A 15,061-nucleotide genomic window follows, 5' to 3' on the forward strand; every position below is an offset into this window, starting at 1 on the left:
TGTCAACAACAATTTTTCCCCGGCCCCAAAAAAACCGGCTACTGTTCGGCGACCATCACCGGAACGTGAACAGTTCTTGCCGTGACATCCCATTTTTGTAGTGAAAATAGTCTGATAGGATCTGTGCATGATCGAAGGCCAAGGGGGCCGGCAGTTGCCCTTCGCTGAAAACGGCGGCGGTGCGGGCATCGTCGGCGCCCCGGGGTTCACCCCGGGCCGTGGCGATGAAGACCGTCGATACCGTATGATGGCGCGGGTCGCGCCGTGGGTCGGAATAGGTGTGCAATTGTTCGATCAGTGTCACCGCCAACTTCGTTTCTTCCAACGCCTCCCTCACGGCGGCCTGCTCCAGGGTTTCGCCGTAATCCACAAACCCCCCCGGTAAGGCCCAGCCGGGCGGCGGATTCTTGCGCTCGATCAATACGATCCCGCCGTTGCACTCGATGATGATGTCCACTGTTAACAGTGGGTTGCGATGGGTCATGGTGGTTCCTTGTTTGCGTTCGGTTTAATGCAGATTTAAACATTCCACGGATGGCGATGTCAATAAGGAGAAGATAGTTTAAACTTTAAACTATTAATTAATGAAACGCTTGACTAAACAACATTTCTCGGTTCAAATAGAGAATTTATTGCACAGGGCCGCACCGGTGCGGGTTGCTGTAAAGGAGTGGGGGTATGGATATTCGTGAGCATTGTCCGGGCAAGGTGGTGACCGCCCAGGAGGCACTTTCCAAGATCAAGAACGGCAGCCGGATCTTCATCGGCACCGGATGCGGTGAGCCGCAGCATCTGATTCGGACCATGGTGAAAAATCCCATCATCCAGGATGCGGTGATCTACCAGATGCTCTCCTTCACCCTTTCAAAGTACGTGGACGATCCCGATTTCCTGAAACGGTTCGCCTTGAAGCTGTTCTTCATCAGCACCAGCATGCGCAAGGCCGCCTTCGAAGGCAAGATCGATTACCTTCCCGCTTACCTCTCCCAGATTCCCAATATGTTCAGCAGTCAGCGGATCGGCTTGGACGTGGCCCTGGTGCAAGTCAGCCCGCCTGACCGCTTTGGCTATTGCAGTCTGGGGGTGTCGGTGGACATCACCCGTGCCGGGTTGGACAACGCGCGCATGGTCATCGCCCAGGTCAACCCGCGCACGCCGCGAACCTGGGGCGATTGCATCGTCCACGTCGACGAGATCGACTACTTCGTGCCGTTCGAAGAACCCCTGGTGGAAGATCTGCCCCTGGTCAAGAATCAGGAGGTGGCATCGCGTATCGGTTACTATGTCAGCCAGCTGGTGGAAGATGGCGCCACCATCCAGATCGGTTTCGGCCATTTGCCCAACGCCATTCTTTCCCACCTGATGGATAAGAAGGACCTCGGGGTGCACACCCAGGTGATCACCGACGCCTTCATCCCCCTGTTGGAGAACAAGGTGATCACCAACCGCAAGAAGACCCTGCTGCCTGGACGAGTGGTGGCCTCCTTGTGCATGGGATCGGAAAATCTCTATCGTTTCATGGACGATAACCCCACCTTCTACTTGCGCTCGTCGGACTTTGTGAACGATCCCACCGTGATTGCCCGTAACGACAACCTGATCTCCATCTCATCGGCGCTGGAGGTGGATCTGACGGGTCAGGTCTGCACCGACTCCATGGGCTACCTCTTTTACAGCGGCATCGGCGACCAGGTCGATTTTCTGCGTGGCAGTTCCATGTCCAAGGGAGGTTTTTCCATCATCGCCATCCCCTCCACGGCCCAGAAAGGGCGCGTGTCGCGTATCGTGCCGAGCCTGAGTGAAGGCGCCGGCGTGGCCACCACTCGCGGCGACGTCAACTTCGTGGTGACCGAATACGGCATTGCCGAGCTCAAGGGGAAAAGCATCTACCAGCGGGTGATGGAGCTGGCCCAGATCGCCCACCCCAAGTTCCGTGAAGAGCTGATCGAAGTGGCCAAGAAACGGCACTATATCTTTGCCGATCAACTTCCTCCGGCCCAGGACGACCTGATTTTCCTGGAAGGGTACAAATCCCGGGTCACCCTGCCCAACGGCCGAACCATCGAGTTTCGGCCCCTGCTGCCCTCGGATGAGTTTGCCTATCGCAATTTCTTCTATTCACTGAAAGAAGAGACCATCTACCTGCGCTTCTTCTACAAAATGAAGCTCTTTTCCCATGAGCATGCGCAGCAGCAGTGGTCCAGCGTCGATTATCGCAAGAATATGTCGATCATTGGATTGGTGCAAAAGGGCGGCCACCAGGAGATCGTGGCCATCGGCACCTATGCCGACGACGGCAACGGCCGTGCCGAGGTGGCCTTCGTGGTGCGCGAGGATTTTCAAGGACAGGGCGTCACCTCCCATTTGCTGCCCCAGTTGGAGGCCATCGCCAAGGAGAACGGTTTCCGCGGTTTTGTCGCCACCGTGCTGCGTGAAAACCAAGCCATGCTGCACGTGTTCAAAAAGCGCTACCCCCACGCCACCATCGATATCGGCGGCGGTATCGATATCACCGTGATCATGGATTTCAAACCCGAGGCGGATGCCAAGGCGGCGAAAACCCAAGACGCCACCGCAGAATAAGGAACCGGATACGTTGCGCATCGGCAGCCCGGAATGGATCGCGCTTTTGGTCGAAGGCTGCGCGCAGCACGGCATCGCCATCACACCCCGGCAAGCCGCAAACATGGCCGACCATGGCCGTTTTCTGAGCGACTGGAACCGCAAATTCAATCTGACCGCCATCACCGAACCCCGGCAGATAGCGGTCAAACATTTTCTGGATGCCCTTTTGCCGGCCCCCTGGATTCCGTGCCAAGGACCGTTGTTGGACATCGGCACCGGCGGCGGCTTTCCAGGCATTCCATTGAAAATCATGCGGCCGGAGCAGCCCGTTACTCTACTCGATGCCTCCCGCAAGAAAATCAGTTTTCTAAAATACGTCATCAGAGCACTGGGGCTGCCGTCGGCGGATGCCGTCCAAGCCCGCGCCGAGGCCTTGGGCAACCATCCCGAACACCGTGGGCGGTACCATGTGGTGGTCACGCGGGCGGTGGCCGATTTTGCCACAGTGGTCCGCCTGTCACTGCCGCTGTTGGCCCCCGGGGGGTGGATCGTGCTGTATAAAGGTCCCGGCGAAAACCCCGAGCTGGACCCCGATCTGGTAAAGATCGCGACGGGTTCGGGCAGCCGACTGAATCCCGTGGCCGTTCATGCCTACACATTGCCTTTCACCGGCGATCCCCGGCGGTTGGTGATGGTACAGGTGACGCAACAATTGGATGGCAACTGATCCTTTTCGCAACCTTCCCGGTAGCCTCCTCCCGCTGTCTTATTCCGTATACACCCCATTGCACCAAGCCCTACGATCATGAACAGCGCATTCCATTGATCTTGCCGGCGATTATCGCGGAACCCCGAACCAGATGGATTGGACGTCCATGTTGCAAGAGATTGGAACGGCAAGTGTGATTTTGTAATGTTTTTGGCATCGAATGTGCAAACAGGTTGTTGCGGGAACAGTTCAAGCCGAACTGCCCGAAACGGCAAACCACCCGAAAGGGTGGGACGCAAAGCCACCGGCCTAAATCTTCCTTAGCCGGAAGACATGGCGGCAGGGCTACCGAAGGCAAACGGTCGCTTCCTCCGCGAACGCACCGGTTGTCCGAAATTCAATGCGCCACGGAGGTAGCACATATGTTCGCTAGACGTTCACTTTCCATCAAACGGTTGGGCCTTCCGTCATGGGCCCTGGTTCTTTTTCTCTGTTTTTGTCTCCCCCTGGCATCCCATGCAGTCCAGGTGACCCTGGCATGGGACGCCAATGATGCCGCTCCCGATGGTTATCGTTTGTTTCAACGCACGGAAGGCGGGACCTACAATTACAACGCGCCGGTATGGAATGGTGCCGGCACCAGCGCCACGGTCGACAACTTGGCCGAGAACACCACCTACCACTTCGTGGTGCGTGCTTTCATGGGCACGAACGAAAGCGGCGATTCCAACGAAGTGGAATATCGCTACGAACCGCCAACACCCGTGACCTACACCATCAGCGCCAGTGCAGGCGCCAACGGCGCCATATCGCCGTCGGGCAGCACGAGCGTTGCCCATGGCGGCAGCCAGAGCTACACGATCACGCCCGCCACGGGCTATCGCATTGCCTATGTAGTGGTCAACGGCAGCAGCGTGGGTGCGGTCTCCACTTACACCTTCGGTAACGTGACGGCCGACCAGAGCATCAGCGCCTATTTTACGCGTTTGAATTATACCATCAGCGCCAGTGCGGGCGCCAACGGTGCCATATCGCCGTCGGGCAGCACCAGCGTCGCCCATGGCGGCAGCCAGAGCTACACGATCACGCCGGCCACGGGTTATCGCATCGCCGATGTGCAGGTCAACGGCACCAGCGTGGGTGCCTTGTCCAGCTACACCTTCAGCAACGTGACGGCCGACCAGAGCATCAGTGCTTCTTTTACCCTTTTGAGCTATACCATCAGCGCGAGTGCGGGGGCCAACGGCGCCCTATCGCCGTCGGGCAGCACCAGCGTCGCCCATGGCGGCAGCCAGAGCTACACGATCACGCCGGCCACGGGTTATCGCATCGCCGATGTGCAGGTCAACGGCACCAGCGTGGGTGCCTTGTCCAGCTACACCTTCAGCAACGTGACGGCCGACCAGAGCATCAACGCGTCCTTCGCCCTAAACAGCTACACCATCTCGGCCGTCGCCGGTGAGAACGGCACGGTATCGCCGTCGGGCAGCACGAGCGTGTTGCATGGCTCGGGTCAGACCTATACCATCTCAGCCGACGAAGGCTATCGCATCGACGATGTGCGGGTCAACGGTTCCAGCGTGGGCGCCGTTTTCAGCTACACCTTCAGCAACGTGACGGCCCATCAGACCCTGGAAGCCTGGTTCTCCAGCAACAATTTGCCCCCCGTGGCCGATGCCGGGCCGGATCAGACCGTGGACGAAGCCGAGTGGGTGACCCTGAGCGGCTTGAATTCCCACGATCCGGATGACGGCATCGCCGATTTCCGGTGGCGCCAGATTCAAGGCCCGACGGTGGCATTGAGCGACCCCAACGATGCCGAACCCCATTTCCAATCGCCCGATGTGAGCGTGAACGGTGCGTCCCTGGTCTTCGAGCTGACGGTGACCGATCACAGCGGCGCCAAAGCAATGGATACCTGTATCGTCAATGTGATCTGGGTCAACGTCCCGCCCACCGCCCAAGCCGGCGCCGATCAGACGGTGTATACCGGTGATCGGGTGGTGCTGGACGGCACCAACTCGGTGGATCCGGACGACGGCATCGCCGGCTACTTTTGGACCCAAACCGGTGGCCCGACCGTGGCACTTTCCGACCCCCAGGCGGCCCAACCCTACTTCGACGCGCCGGACGCCGGTATGAACGGCACCTCCCTGCGCTTCGAACTGACGGTAGTGGACCATGGCGGCTTGCAGGCATCGGATGACTGTGTGGTAACGGTGGCCTGGGTCAACCAACGGCCGACGGCCGATGCCGGACCGGATCAGCAGGTGCCGGAGGGTGCCGAAGTGATCTTGGACGGCAGCAATTCCATTGACCCCGATGACGGCATCGCCACCTATCGCTGGCGCCAGGTCGGTGGTTCACCGGTCACCCTCACCAACGCCGGTGGGGCACGTGCCGCTTTTGTCGCGCCTTTTGTTGCGCCCGAGGGTGCCACCCTTGTCTTCCAACTGACGGTGACCGATCACGAGGGCTTGCAGCATGACGACCAATGCATGGTCAACGTGCTGTGGGAAAACCGCCCACCCGTGGCTTCGGCCGGCGGTGACCAAACCGTAGACGAGGGCAGCTGGGTGCAGCTGGACGGCTCCGGCTCCAGCGATCCGGACGACGGGATCGCCGCTTATCAGTGGTCTCAAGCCAGTGGCCCCAAGGTGGCTCTATCCGATGCCCGCGACGCCCGCCCCAGCTTCAAGGCGCCCGACGTGGGGCCGGAAGGCGCGAGCCTGGGCTTTACCCTCACGGTGACGGACTACAGTGGACTGAAGAACAGCGACACCTGCGTGGTCAACGTCTCCTGGCTGAACCAACCACCGCTGGCCGATGCGGGCGGGGACCACCTGGCCCTGGTCGGCGACACGGTCACCCTGGACGGCTCGGCCTCCAGGGACAACGACGACGGCATTGCCACCTACCGTTGGGGTCAGGTCAGCGGCCCGCCGGTGGCCTTGTCCGCCGGCAACCAGGCCGTGGCGACCTTCACCGTGCCGGAAACAGCGGCCGACAGCGTGTTGGTCTTCGAATTGACGGTTACCGATCACGGCGGGCTGCAGGGCACGGACCGGTCCACGGTGGATGTGCCGTACGCGGCCGGTGCCCCCGCGGACACCACGCCGCCCGAGGTCGCCATCACTTCACCGTCCAGCAGCTTCATCTTTGTGTCCCGTTCGACGGTCAGCCTGCAGGGCATCGCCAGTGACGACACGCAGGTACAGCGGGTGGAATGGCACAATGACCGGGGTGGCAGCGGCGCCGCCAAGGGCACCGATCAGTGGCGCATCGATAATATCCGATTGGCCCGCTGGTTCAACACCATCACGGTCACGGCCTACGATGCCGCGGGCAATCAATCCTCGACCCACTTGGTGATCTTCGCCAGTTACTGGTGGTAGTCACTCGAATATAAACAGCCGACGCGGGCCCCGGGAGCGATCCTAGGGCCCGCGTTTTTCATATGTAAAAGAGACATCGTTTGTTTTTGTACGGAGGTGGGGGGGCGGAGCCCTGGCGGGCAGTTTTAAGTTTTCAGTGTTAAGTTTTAAGTTAATGAATTCTGTCGTTTAGATGTGTTGTTACGTGGGAGGCAGGTACCGGGGGTGCCACCCGCCCCCGATCCAATCCGTAGGGGCACGGCACGCCGTGCCCAATAAGACCCGATCCACCCGTAGGGGCACGGCACGCCGTGCCCCTACGAACGCTATAATAACGCCGTGGTCCGGGACCGAAGGCAAAGACGATTTCGATCCCGATAGCGATTTCGATGAAACAGTATTCCCCCGGATAGGGAATAATGCCTGCCGCAACGGGATTTTCCCTCCGTAGAAGCGACATCGCCTGTTCTCGCACGGAGGCGGGGGGCCGGGGTGGCCGGGTGCTGCAATGCGTGCAGGCGCATAGGGGCCGTTATGGGGTGGGCACAGGGCGTTCGGCCCGCACCTGTTTGAGCGCAGCGAGTTTGCGGGCCGCCCGGAGCCCACCCCATTACGGCCCCTTGGCGCCAAAACGCGCAGCACCCGGCCACCCCGGCCCACCCGCCGGCGGTTGATTAAGGCTCCCTTCAATGACCATGCGGGTCCGTAATTCTCTGAAAAAATGATTCCGGCGGGTGAAATGCACAATCCAATAGTTTCCTCTGTTGGGGCGTAAATTCCGGACGGCGTAGCGCATCCCTTGACATCCGGCCTCTGTTTCCATTAGAAATGCCAGGCTATCGTATTGCGCCATCTCACGAACCCCGAGGACACCATGGATTATAAAAAAACGCTCAACCTTCCGGCGACCGCTTTTCCCATGAAAGCCAATCTGGCCCAGCGGGAACCCGAACAGCTCAAGCAATGGGAACAGGCGGGCCTTCACGAAAAGGTGCGTGCCGCATCCGAAGGCCGACCCCGCTTCATCCTGCACGATGGACCACCCTACGCCAACGGTCATATCCACATCGGCACCGCATTGAACAAAATATTGAAGGATTTCATCGTGCGTTCGCGCCAGATGGCCGGGTTCGACGCCGTCTACGTGCCGGGGTGGGATTGCCATGGGTTGCCCATCGAACACAACGTGGAAAAGGAACTCGGGGCGCGCAAGCAGCAGATGAGCCAGGCCGAAATCCGCCGTCACTGCCGGCGGTATGCCGAAAAATTCATCGACATCCAACGCGACGAGTTCAAGCGGTTGGGGGTGATGGGGGATTGGCAAGACCCCTACCTGACCATGAGCTACCCCTATGAGGCGGTCATTGCCCGGGAGTGCTGCCGATTCGCGCAGGACGGCAGCCTGTTTCGCAGCAAAAAGCCCATCTACTGGTGCTGCAGCTGCCAGACCGCCCTGGCCGAAGCCGAAATCGAATACAAGGATGAAACCTCCCCGTCCATTTATGTGAAATTCCCACTGCAGGACGACCTGTCCGATTTGCTGCCCGCCCTGACCGGCCGGAACGTCAGCGTCGTCATCTGGACCACCACCCCCTGGACCCTGCCGGCCAACCTGGCGGTGGCCTTGCATCCCGAGTTCAAATACGTGGCCGTCGGCATGGGCGCGGACCAGGCCCTCATCCTGGCCCGGGAGCGCATTGAACCTTGCATGGCGGCTTTCGGTATCACCGATTTCGAGGTGTTGGGCTCCCTGGATCCGCTTCGACTGGAACGGCGGCGCTGCCGCCATCCGCTCTATGACCGGGAATCGCTGATTGTGCTCGGCCGCCATGTCACCCTGGAAACCGGCACCGGTTGCGTGCACACCGCCCCCGGTCATGGCCGGGAAGACTACGAAGTGGGGTTGCAGTATGATCTGGAACCCTACTCTCCCGTGGACGACCAGGGCCGTTTCACCGAAGAAGTGGAGGGGTTTGCCGGCCAGTTCGTCTTCGCTGCCAACGACGCCATCAACCAGGCCCTGAAAGACAACGGCACGCTGCTGGCCCGCGAAGGGCTCAGTCACTCCTATCCCCACTGTTGGCGCTGTAAGGCGCCGGTGATTTTCAGGGCCACCCCCCAGTGGTTCATCTCCATGGAAAAGACGGGGTTGCGCAGTAAATCCCTGGCGGCCATCGACACGGTGCGCTGGATACCCCATTGGGGCCGCGAGCGGATTTACGGCATGATCGAGAATCGGCCCGACTGGTGCGTGTCCCGCCAACGGGCCTGGGGTGTGCCGATCACCGTTTTCTTCTGCAGCCAATGCGGCGCCACCCACATGACCCCGGCGCTGATGGAGGCTATCCACGATCTGTTTCAACGCAAGGGGGCCGATGCCTGGTTCGAAACATCGGCCGAGCAACTGTTGGCGCCGGACACCGTCTGCGCCCAGTGTGGCGGCACGGCATTCGAGAAAGAGGACGATATTCTGGATGTGTGGTTCGACTCGGGGGTGAGCCACGCGGCGGTGCTGGAGGCGCGGGACAATCTCCATTGGCCGGCCGATCTTTACCTGGAAGGCTCCGATCAACACCGGGGCTGGTTCCACAGTTCCCTGCTCACCGCCGTGGGAACCCGCCAGGCCGCACCTTATAAATCAGTACTGACGCACGGTTTCGTGGTGGATGCCGAAGGCAAGAAGATGTCCAAATCCCTGGGCAACGTGATTGCGCCCAAGGAGGTGATTGATCGCTACGGTGCCGAGATTCTGCGTTTGTGGGTATCGGCCTCCGATTATCGGGACGATATCCGTATCTCCGACAAGATCCTCAAGCAGTTGACCGACGCTTACCGGCGTATTCGCAACACCAGTCGCTTCTTGTTGGGCAATTTGAGTGATTTCGATCCCCGGCGCCATCTTGTGCCCCGGGAGCGGATGCTGCCCATCGACCGCTACGCCCTGCATATCTTGCAGGAGTTGGTCGCGCGCGCGCGCAAGGCGTATGACGCTTACGAATTCCATGTGATCTATCATGGCCTTTACAATTACTGCACGGTGGAGTTGTCGGCCTTTTACCTCGATATCCTCAAGGATCGCCTGTACACCTCGCCGGCCGATTCTCTCGCGCGGCGCAGCGCCCAGACGGCACTGTATCGGATCGCCGACGGCATGGCTCGCCTGATGGCTCCCATCATGGCCTTCACCGCCGAAGAGATCTGGCGTTATCTGCCCGGCGCCGCCGAAAACGTCGCCAGCATTCACCTGACCACCATGCCCGAGGTGGATGCCACCTTCCTTGACCCGGTTTTGGCCCAGCAGTGGCAAGTGATCAAACAGGTGCGCGCAGAGGTGACGCGGGCCTTGGAAGAGGCGCGGGCCGCCAAGCGGATCGGTCACTCCCTGGAAGCCCTGGTGACCATCGGCCTGGACGATGGGCGGTACGATCAAGTGGCGGCCTGTCAGGAAGAGCTGCGGGCCATCTTCATCGTCTCCGGCGTCGAACTGCACAAAGGTCCTTTGGCAGACGGCCTGAGCAGTGCGGAGCAGCCCGAGATCACGGTTCGGGTCGTGTCGGCGGCGGCCTCCAAATGCGAGCGCTGCTGGGTGCACGATGCCTCCGTCGGCAAACACAGCGACCACCCCGCCATTTGCGATCGCTGCCATGCGTCGCTCCTGGCAATGGAAGGAACGGATTGATGCCGGCCGTCCCGGCGGACCACAAAGGCACAGCAAAATGATCGCCAAATATCTTCGATTCGGTGTGGTGGCCGGACTGATCGTCCTGCTGGACCAGGTGACCAAGGCCCTGGTGCTGGCTCAGATGCCCCTGCACCGATCCATCGAGATCCTGCCGGGTTTTTTCAACTTGACCCACGTGCGCAATCCCGGTGGGGCTTTCGGTTTCCTGGCGCAGAACGAATCCCCCGTGCGCCACTGGTTCTTTTTGATCGCCGCCGCGTTGGCCCTGGCCATGATTCTCTACTTCCACCACCAAACCCCCCCATCGAAACGTTTTTTCAGCGGTTCTTTGGCGCTCATCTTCGGCGGGGCCGTCGGTAATATCATCGATCGATTGCGTTTCGGGGAAGTGGTCGATTTTCTCGATGTCTATGTGGGATCTTACCATTGGCCGACCTTCAACATCGCCGACAGCGCCGTCACGGTGGGGGTTGTCATTTTTTTACTGCACATTCTGTTTCGCAAAGTGCCGATATAGGGACCGGTTTGACTCATGGTGTCCATCCAGTAAGGCTGGCCGGCGGTCCGAGAAGAGGCCGTGTTGATGCCGAAACCGAAAGCGCGGTCCGGCCGTTTCGCTGCCGGCCTTCGAAAGGACCCCCCGGCAGCTGTTTTCGGATGAACACACCCAAACTTTCCAACTGCGCGAGTATGCCGCCATGCCGGAAGTCGTCCACAGTCAGCTCAGCGCGGCGCTGAAGAAGGGGTTCCCTTCGAAGCGGCCCAGTTTATACCTGATCCACGGTCAGGCGGCCCTCGTGGCGCAGGCCCGGGAGTTGCTGGTCGCGCACTTGCTGGCCGGCGCATCGAGGGATCTGTGTTGCGAAGGGATGGAGGGTTTGCTGGAAAATGTCCCCGAAGCGCTGGAGCGTATGAACACCTACGCCATGACGGCCGATCCCACCATCGTCCTCTTCAAGGACGCCAAGTTGTTCGAAAGCGAGGGGGACGATGCGGAGGCCCGATTGGATCACTTGATGCGGGCCATCGAGAAAGGGTTTCCCGGCGATCACTTCCTGGTCATTACGGTCAATGCCAAGGTGCCTAAAAACCGTAAATTCTATAAAGCCGTCAACAGCCATGGCTTGATCGTGGACTGCAATGTGCCCACGGGCGACCGTAAGGCGGACAAGGCTGTTCAGGAGACGGTTCTCAAGGGAATCTTGAACGAGGTCCTGGGGCAGGCGGGCAAACGCATGGCGCCGCGCCTGTTTGCCCGACTCCAAGAGCTGACGGGTTTCGATCCGGTGGTTTTTCGGGACAACCTGCGCAAGCTGGTGGACTATTCCGGTCGTCGCGAAGAGATCGTCGAGGATGACATCGCCGCTGTTTTGCGGCGCACCAAGGTCGATCCGCTCTACGCATTGACCAACGCCGTGGCCGAGCGCGATGTTGCCAACGCCCTTGTTTTGACCGATGGTTTGCTTGGGGGTGAGTGGCATCCGTTGCAAATTGTGACCGCCCTTGCCAACCAGGTGCGCAAGCTGCTGGTGGCCAAGGATTTCACCGTCAGCGCCGAAGGGCGGACGTGGCATGCAGGGATCCCTTACCCTCAATTTCAAAGCGGGGTGATGCCGGCCGTACAGGCTTATGACGGGCGCATTGCGCAACGGATCAAGGATTGGTCCGACACGCCGCCGTCAACGGAGGGCGAGGGCAAGAAAAAGGCCGGCGCCAAGCCCAACACCGATTTGGCGCTTGCAACAGGCTCCGCCAGCGCCTATCCTGTTTTTCAAACCTTGGCCAAGTCCGCAAAATATGGTCGTGGGGAGTTGATCCAAGCCCTTGAACGGCTCAGCGTGGCCGATATGTTGCTCAAATCCAGCGATCAGAACCCCGGCCTCGTGCTGCGCACCACCATCATGGCCATATGTGCCGGCCAGCAGGAGCAATCAACGCCATGAACCTTCCCAAGACCAAAATCGTCTGCACGGTGGGGCCTGCCAGCGACTCGCCGGAAGTGCTGACCACCATGATCGAAAACGGCATGAGCGTGGCGCGGCTGAACTTTTCCCATGGCACCCATAAGGAGCATGGCCGGGTCATCGGGCTGATTCGTGAGATCTCGGAACGCTTGGGGCGTCCCGTGGCCATCTTGCAAGATTTGGGGGGGCCGAAAATCCGGGTGGGCGCCATTGCCGGAGACGGGTTGCCGTTGCAACCCGGGCAGCAGTTGATTCTGACCAATCAGGCAGGAGAAGCGAAAGGCAATCGCGTGTCGGTCAGTTACGGCGACCTGCCGTCCCAGGTGAAGGCGGGGAATCGCATTCTTCTGGCCGACGGGCTCATGGAGCTGACCGTGGAATACGCTACGGCCAGTGACATCGTTTGCACGGTGGTCACCGGTGGCGTGCTCACTTCCTTTAAAGGTATCAATCTGCCCGCCAGCACCTTGGACGTCCCTTCTCTGACCGACAAGGATCAGCGGGACCTGGCTTTCGGGCTGGAGATGGAAGTGGATTTCGTGGCCCTCTCCTTTGTGCGCTCGGCCGCCGACATTCACGCCATCAAAAAGATGATCTTGCGGCGTCGAAAAGACACGCCGGTGATCGCCAAGATCGAGAAACACGAAGCGGTAGCCAAGGCCGGCGGCATCATCGAGGCGGCCGACGGCATCATGGTGGCCCGGGGCGACCTGGGCGTGGAGATCCCCCTGGAGGATGTGCCCAGCATCCAGAAAATGTTGGTGCACAAGGCCAATGACGCCGGCAAGCCGGTGATCATCGCCACCCAGATGCTGCGGTCCATGGTGGATGCGCCGCGCCCCACCCGCGCCGAAGCGGCCGATGTGGCCAACGGCGTGCTGGACGGTGCCGATGCCGTGATGCTGTCCGAAGAGACGGCCATGGGCAAACACCCCGTGGCGGCGGTGCGCTATATGGCGCTGATCGCCATGAGTGCCGAGCGAAACTTTCCCCATGACCGCTACTTGCAAATGACGCCGCGGAAGGCAACCGCCGAATCGGTGGCCCATGCCGCCTGCATGCTGGCGCGACACATCGATGCAGCGGCCATCGTCGCCACGACGCGCAGCGGTGCCACGGCGGCCCAGATCGCCCGCTACCGCCCCGCGCAACCCCTGCTGGCGTTGTCGCCCGATGCGGTCACCGTGCGGCGCCTGGCCCTTTACTGGGGGTGTCGGTCCACCTTTTTGGACACCATCGAGGACACCGACGAGATGGTGGAAGGGGCCGCCGCCGCCGTGTTGGCCAAGGGAGATGTGCAAAAAGGCGATAAAATGGTCATTACCGCCGGACGCCCCATATGGGAGGCGGGAACGACCAATATGTTGTGGGTTAAAACTCTGTGAGGCGGTACCGCGGCCCTCGGCCCGGCCCCTCCCATCATTCACCGTTTGCCGTTAGAGAAGGAGGATGCCATGCGAAAAATCACCACTGCTATCGTTCTTGTGCTTGCTGTTATGTTGGCCTTCACGTTCATCGCTTGTGGCAAAAAAGCCCAACCCACCATTAAAATCGGCATCAACGCCCCGATCACCGGCGATATCCCCAAGGTGGGGGAAGGGACCCGCTTCGCTGCTCAAATGTGGTTGGAGCAGATTCAGCAGCAGGGCGGTTTGCAGGTCGGCGACACCCTCTATCCGGTGCAGCTGGTGATCGAAGACAATGAATCCAAGGCCGAATCGGCGGTCAAGGCCAACACCAAAATGATCACCGAGGACGAGGTGCTGATCATCATCGGCCCCCAAGCCTCCAAGCAGGCCGTGCCGGCCGGCGGTGTGGCCAATGACTACCAGACCCCCATGATCAGCCCCTGGTCCACCAATCCCGACACCACCGAAGGGCGGCCTTTTGTCTTCCGCGGTTGCTTTCTCGATCCCTTTCAGGGTCCCGTGGTGGCCAAATTCGTGGACGAGGAGTTCGGCTTCACCAAGGCGGCCGTGCTTTACGACGTGGCCAGCGACTATCCCAAAGGTTTGGCGGAGTTCTTCCGTTCGGCCTGGGAAGAGCTGCACGGGCCGGGTTCGGTGGTGGCCTATGAAAGCTTCACCACCCGCGATGCCGATTTCAGCTCTCAGTTGACCAAGATCCGCAACAGCGGCGCCGAATTTCTTTTCACGCCCCAATACTACAACGAGGTGGCTTTGATCGTGAAACAGGCCCGCGAACTGGGCTTTGACAATCCCATCGTGGGCAGCGACAGCTGGGGTTCGGCGGAAACCGTGGCCTTGTGCGGCGAAAGCTGCTACGGCCAGTTTTTCAGCACCCACTATGCGGCGGCGGGTGCCGTGGGCGAGACCAAGGCGTTTATCGACCGTTATGCGGAGAAATACGGCTACGTGCCCGACGATGTGGCGGCGCTGACTTGGGATTCGATACGCCTGGCACAGCAGGCCATCCTCGCCACCGGCGGCCTGACCGGCGATATCAAGAAAGATCGCCAGGCGGTGCGGGATCAGTTGGCCAGGATCAGTGACTTCGAGGGCATCACCGGCAACATGACCTTCACGGAAGAGGGCGATCCCATCAAGTGCGCCGTCATCGTGCGCATCAGCGAAGCCGGTGAATTCGAATTCTACCGGCAGGTGTGTCCGTAAAACAATTCGACCTGCGGTGCGCTTCAAGGTTGAAGGGAAGCGCGGTTGTTCGATTGGAAGCGCAGGGTGCTTTTAAACGCCGCACGGGCCCCACTGAGGGGTACCCGTGCGGCGAACAGCGAGCAGAGACGCCG

The 15,061-nt window shown here is 60.3% G+C and carries 9 protein-coding genes and 1 riboswitch; of the genes, 8 read left to right on the forward strand and 1 reads right to left on the reverse strand.

Features of this window, described 5'->3' with window-relative positions; translation table 11 throughout:
- Positions 1 to 55: 55 nt before the first annotated feature.
- Positions 56 to 484, reverse strand: a complete 429-nt coding sequence (locus MRX98_RS05665) for an NUDIX domain-containing protein (RefSeq protein WP_246903801.1) — start codon at positions 482 to 484, stop codon at positions 56 to 58.
- 194 nt (positions 485 to 678) lie between these two features.
- Between MRX98_RS05665 and MRX98_RS05670 the strand changes: the two genes are divergently transcribed.
- From MRX98_RS05670 to MRX98_RS05705, 8 genes are all read left to right on the forward strand, one after another.
- A complete protein-coding gene (locus tag MRX98_RS05670) occupies positions 679 to 2,583 on the forward strand; it encodes a bifunctional acetyl-CoA hydrolase/transferase family protein/GNAT family N-acetyltransferase (RefSeq protein WP_246903802.1) in 1,905 nt (634 codons plus the stop codon).
- 13 nt (positions 2,584 to 2,596) lie between these two features.
- Complete coding sequence (gene rsmG, locus MRX98_RS05675; RefSeq protein ID WP_246903803.1) at positions 2,597 to 3,292, forward strand: 16S rRNA (guanine(527)-N(7))-methyltransferase RsmG; 696 nt, start codon at positions 2,597 to 2,599, stop codon at positions 3,290 to 3,292.
- 242 nt (positions 3,293 to 3,534) lie between these two features.
- Positions 3,535 to 3,627: riboswitch (cyclic di-GMP riboswitch) on the forward strand.
- A 69-nt stretch (positions 3,628 to 3,696) separates the two neighbouring features.
- Positions 3,697 to 6,669 (forward strand): PKD domain-containing protein, encoded by a 2,973-nt coding sequence (locus MRX98_RS05680; protein ID WP_246903804.1) that lies wholly within the window; start codon positions 3,697 to 3,699, stop codon positions 6,667 to 6,669.
- Between the two features lie 853 nt (positions 6,670 to 7,522).
- Positions 7,523 to 10,327, forward strand: coding sequence for an isoleucine--tRNA ligase (ileS, locus tag MRX98_RS05685; RefSeq protein ID WP_246903806.1), 2,805 nt, complete (start codon positions 7,523 to 7,525; stop codon positions 10,325 to 10,327).
- 37 nt (positions 10,328 to 10,364) lie between these two features.
- On the forward strand, positions 10,365 to 10,847 hold the full coding sequence (gene lspA / locus MRX98_RS05690) for a signal peptidase II (protein ID WP_246903808.1): 483 nt from the start codon (positions 10,365 to 10,367) through the stop codon (positions 10,845 to 10,847).
- A gap of 181 nt (positions 10,848 to 11,028) precedes the next feature.
- The gene (gene holA, locus MRX98_RS05695; RefSeq protein WP_246903809.1) at positions 11,029 to 12,273 is read left to right on the forward strand and encodes a DNA polymerase III subunit delta; all 1,245 of its coding nucleotides are present in this window, start codon (positions 11,029 to 11,031) and stop codon (positions 12,271 to 12,273) included.
- Positions 12,270 to 13,679, forward strand: coding sequence for a pyruvate kinase (pyk, locus tag MRX98_RS05700; RefSeq protein ID WP_246903811.1), 1,410 nt, complete (start codon positions 12,270 to 12,272; stop codon positions 13,677 to 13,679). Before holA ends, pyk begins: the two co-directional genes overlap by 4 nt.
- A 69-nt stretch (positions 13,680 to 13,748) precedes the next feature.
- Entirely contained in the window at positions 13,749 to 14,927 is a 1,179-nt protein-coding gene (locus MRX98_RS05705) for an ABC transporter substrate-binding protein (protein WP_246903813.1), read from the forward strand.
- Positions 14,928 to 15,061: the final 134 nt, after the last annotated feature.

Source organism: Desulfatitalea alkaliphila, assembly GCF_022968795.1.
Taxonomy (GTDB): Bacteria; Desulfobacterota; Desulfobacteria; order Desulfobacterales; family Desulfosarcinaceae; genus Desulfatitalea; species Desulfatitalea alkaliphila.

Excerpts from the sequence above, each read along its gene's own strand:
- MRX98_RS05680 (WP_246903804.1), top strand. The coding sequence starts at position 3,697 with ATGTTCGCTAGACGTTCACTTTCCATCAAACGGTTGGGCCTTCCGTCA.
- lspA (WP_246903808.1), top strand. The coding sequence starts at position 10,365 with ATGATCGCCAAATATCTTCGATTCGGTGTGGTGGCCGGACTGATCGTC.
- holA (WP_246903809.1), top strand. The coding sequence starts at position 11,029 with ATGCCGGAAGTCGTCCACAGTCAGCTCAGCGCGGCGCTGAAGAAGGGG.
- MRX98_RS05665 (WP_246903801.1), bottom strand. The coding sequence starts at position 484 with ATGACCCATCGCAACCCACTGTTAACAGTGGACATCATCATCGAGTGC.
- pyk (WP_246903811.1), top strand. The coding sequence starts at position 12,270 with ATGAACCTTCCCAAGACCAAAATCGTCTGCACGGTGGGGCCTGCCAGC.
- MRX98_RS05705 (WP_246903813.1), top strand. The coding sequence starts at position 13,749 with ATGCGAAAAATCACCACTGCTATCGTTCTTGTGCTTGCTGTTATGTTG.
- MRX98_RS05670 (WP_246903802.1), top strand. The coding sequence starts at position 679 with ATGGATATTCGTGAGCATTGTCCGGGCAAGGTGGTGACCGCCCAGGAG.
- ileS (WP_246903806.1), top strand. The coding sequence starts at position 7,523 with ATGGATTATAAAAAAACGCTCAACCTTCCGGCGACCGCTTTTCCCATG.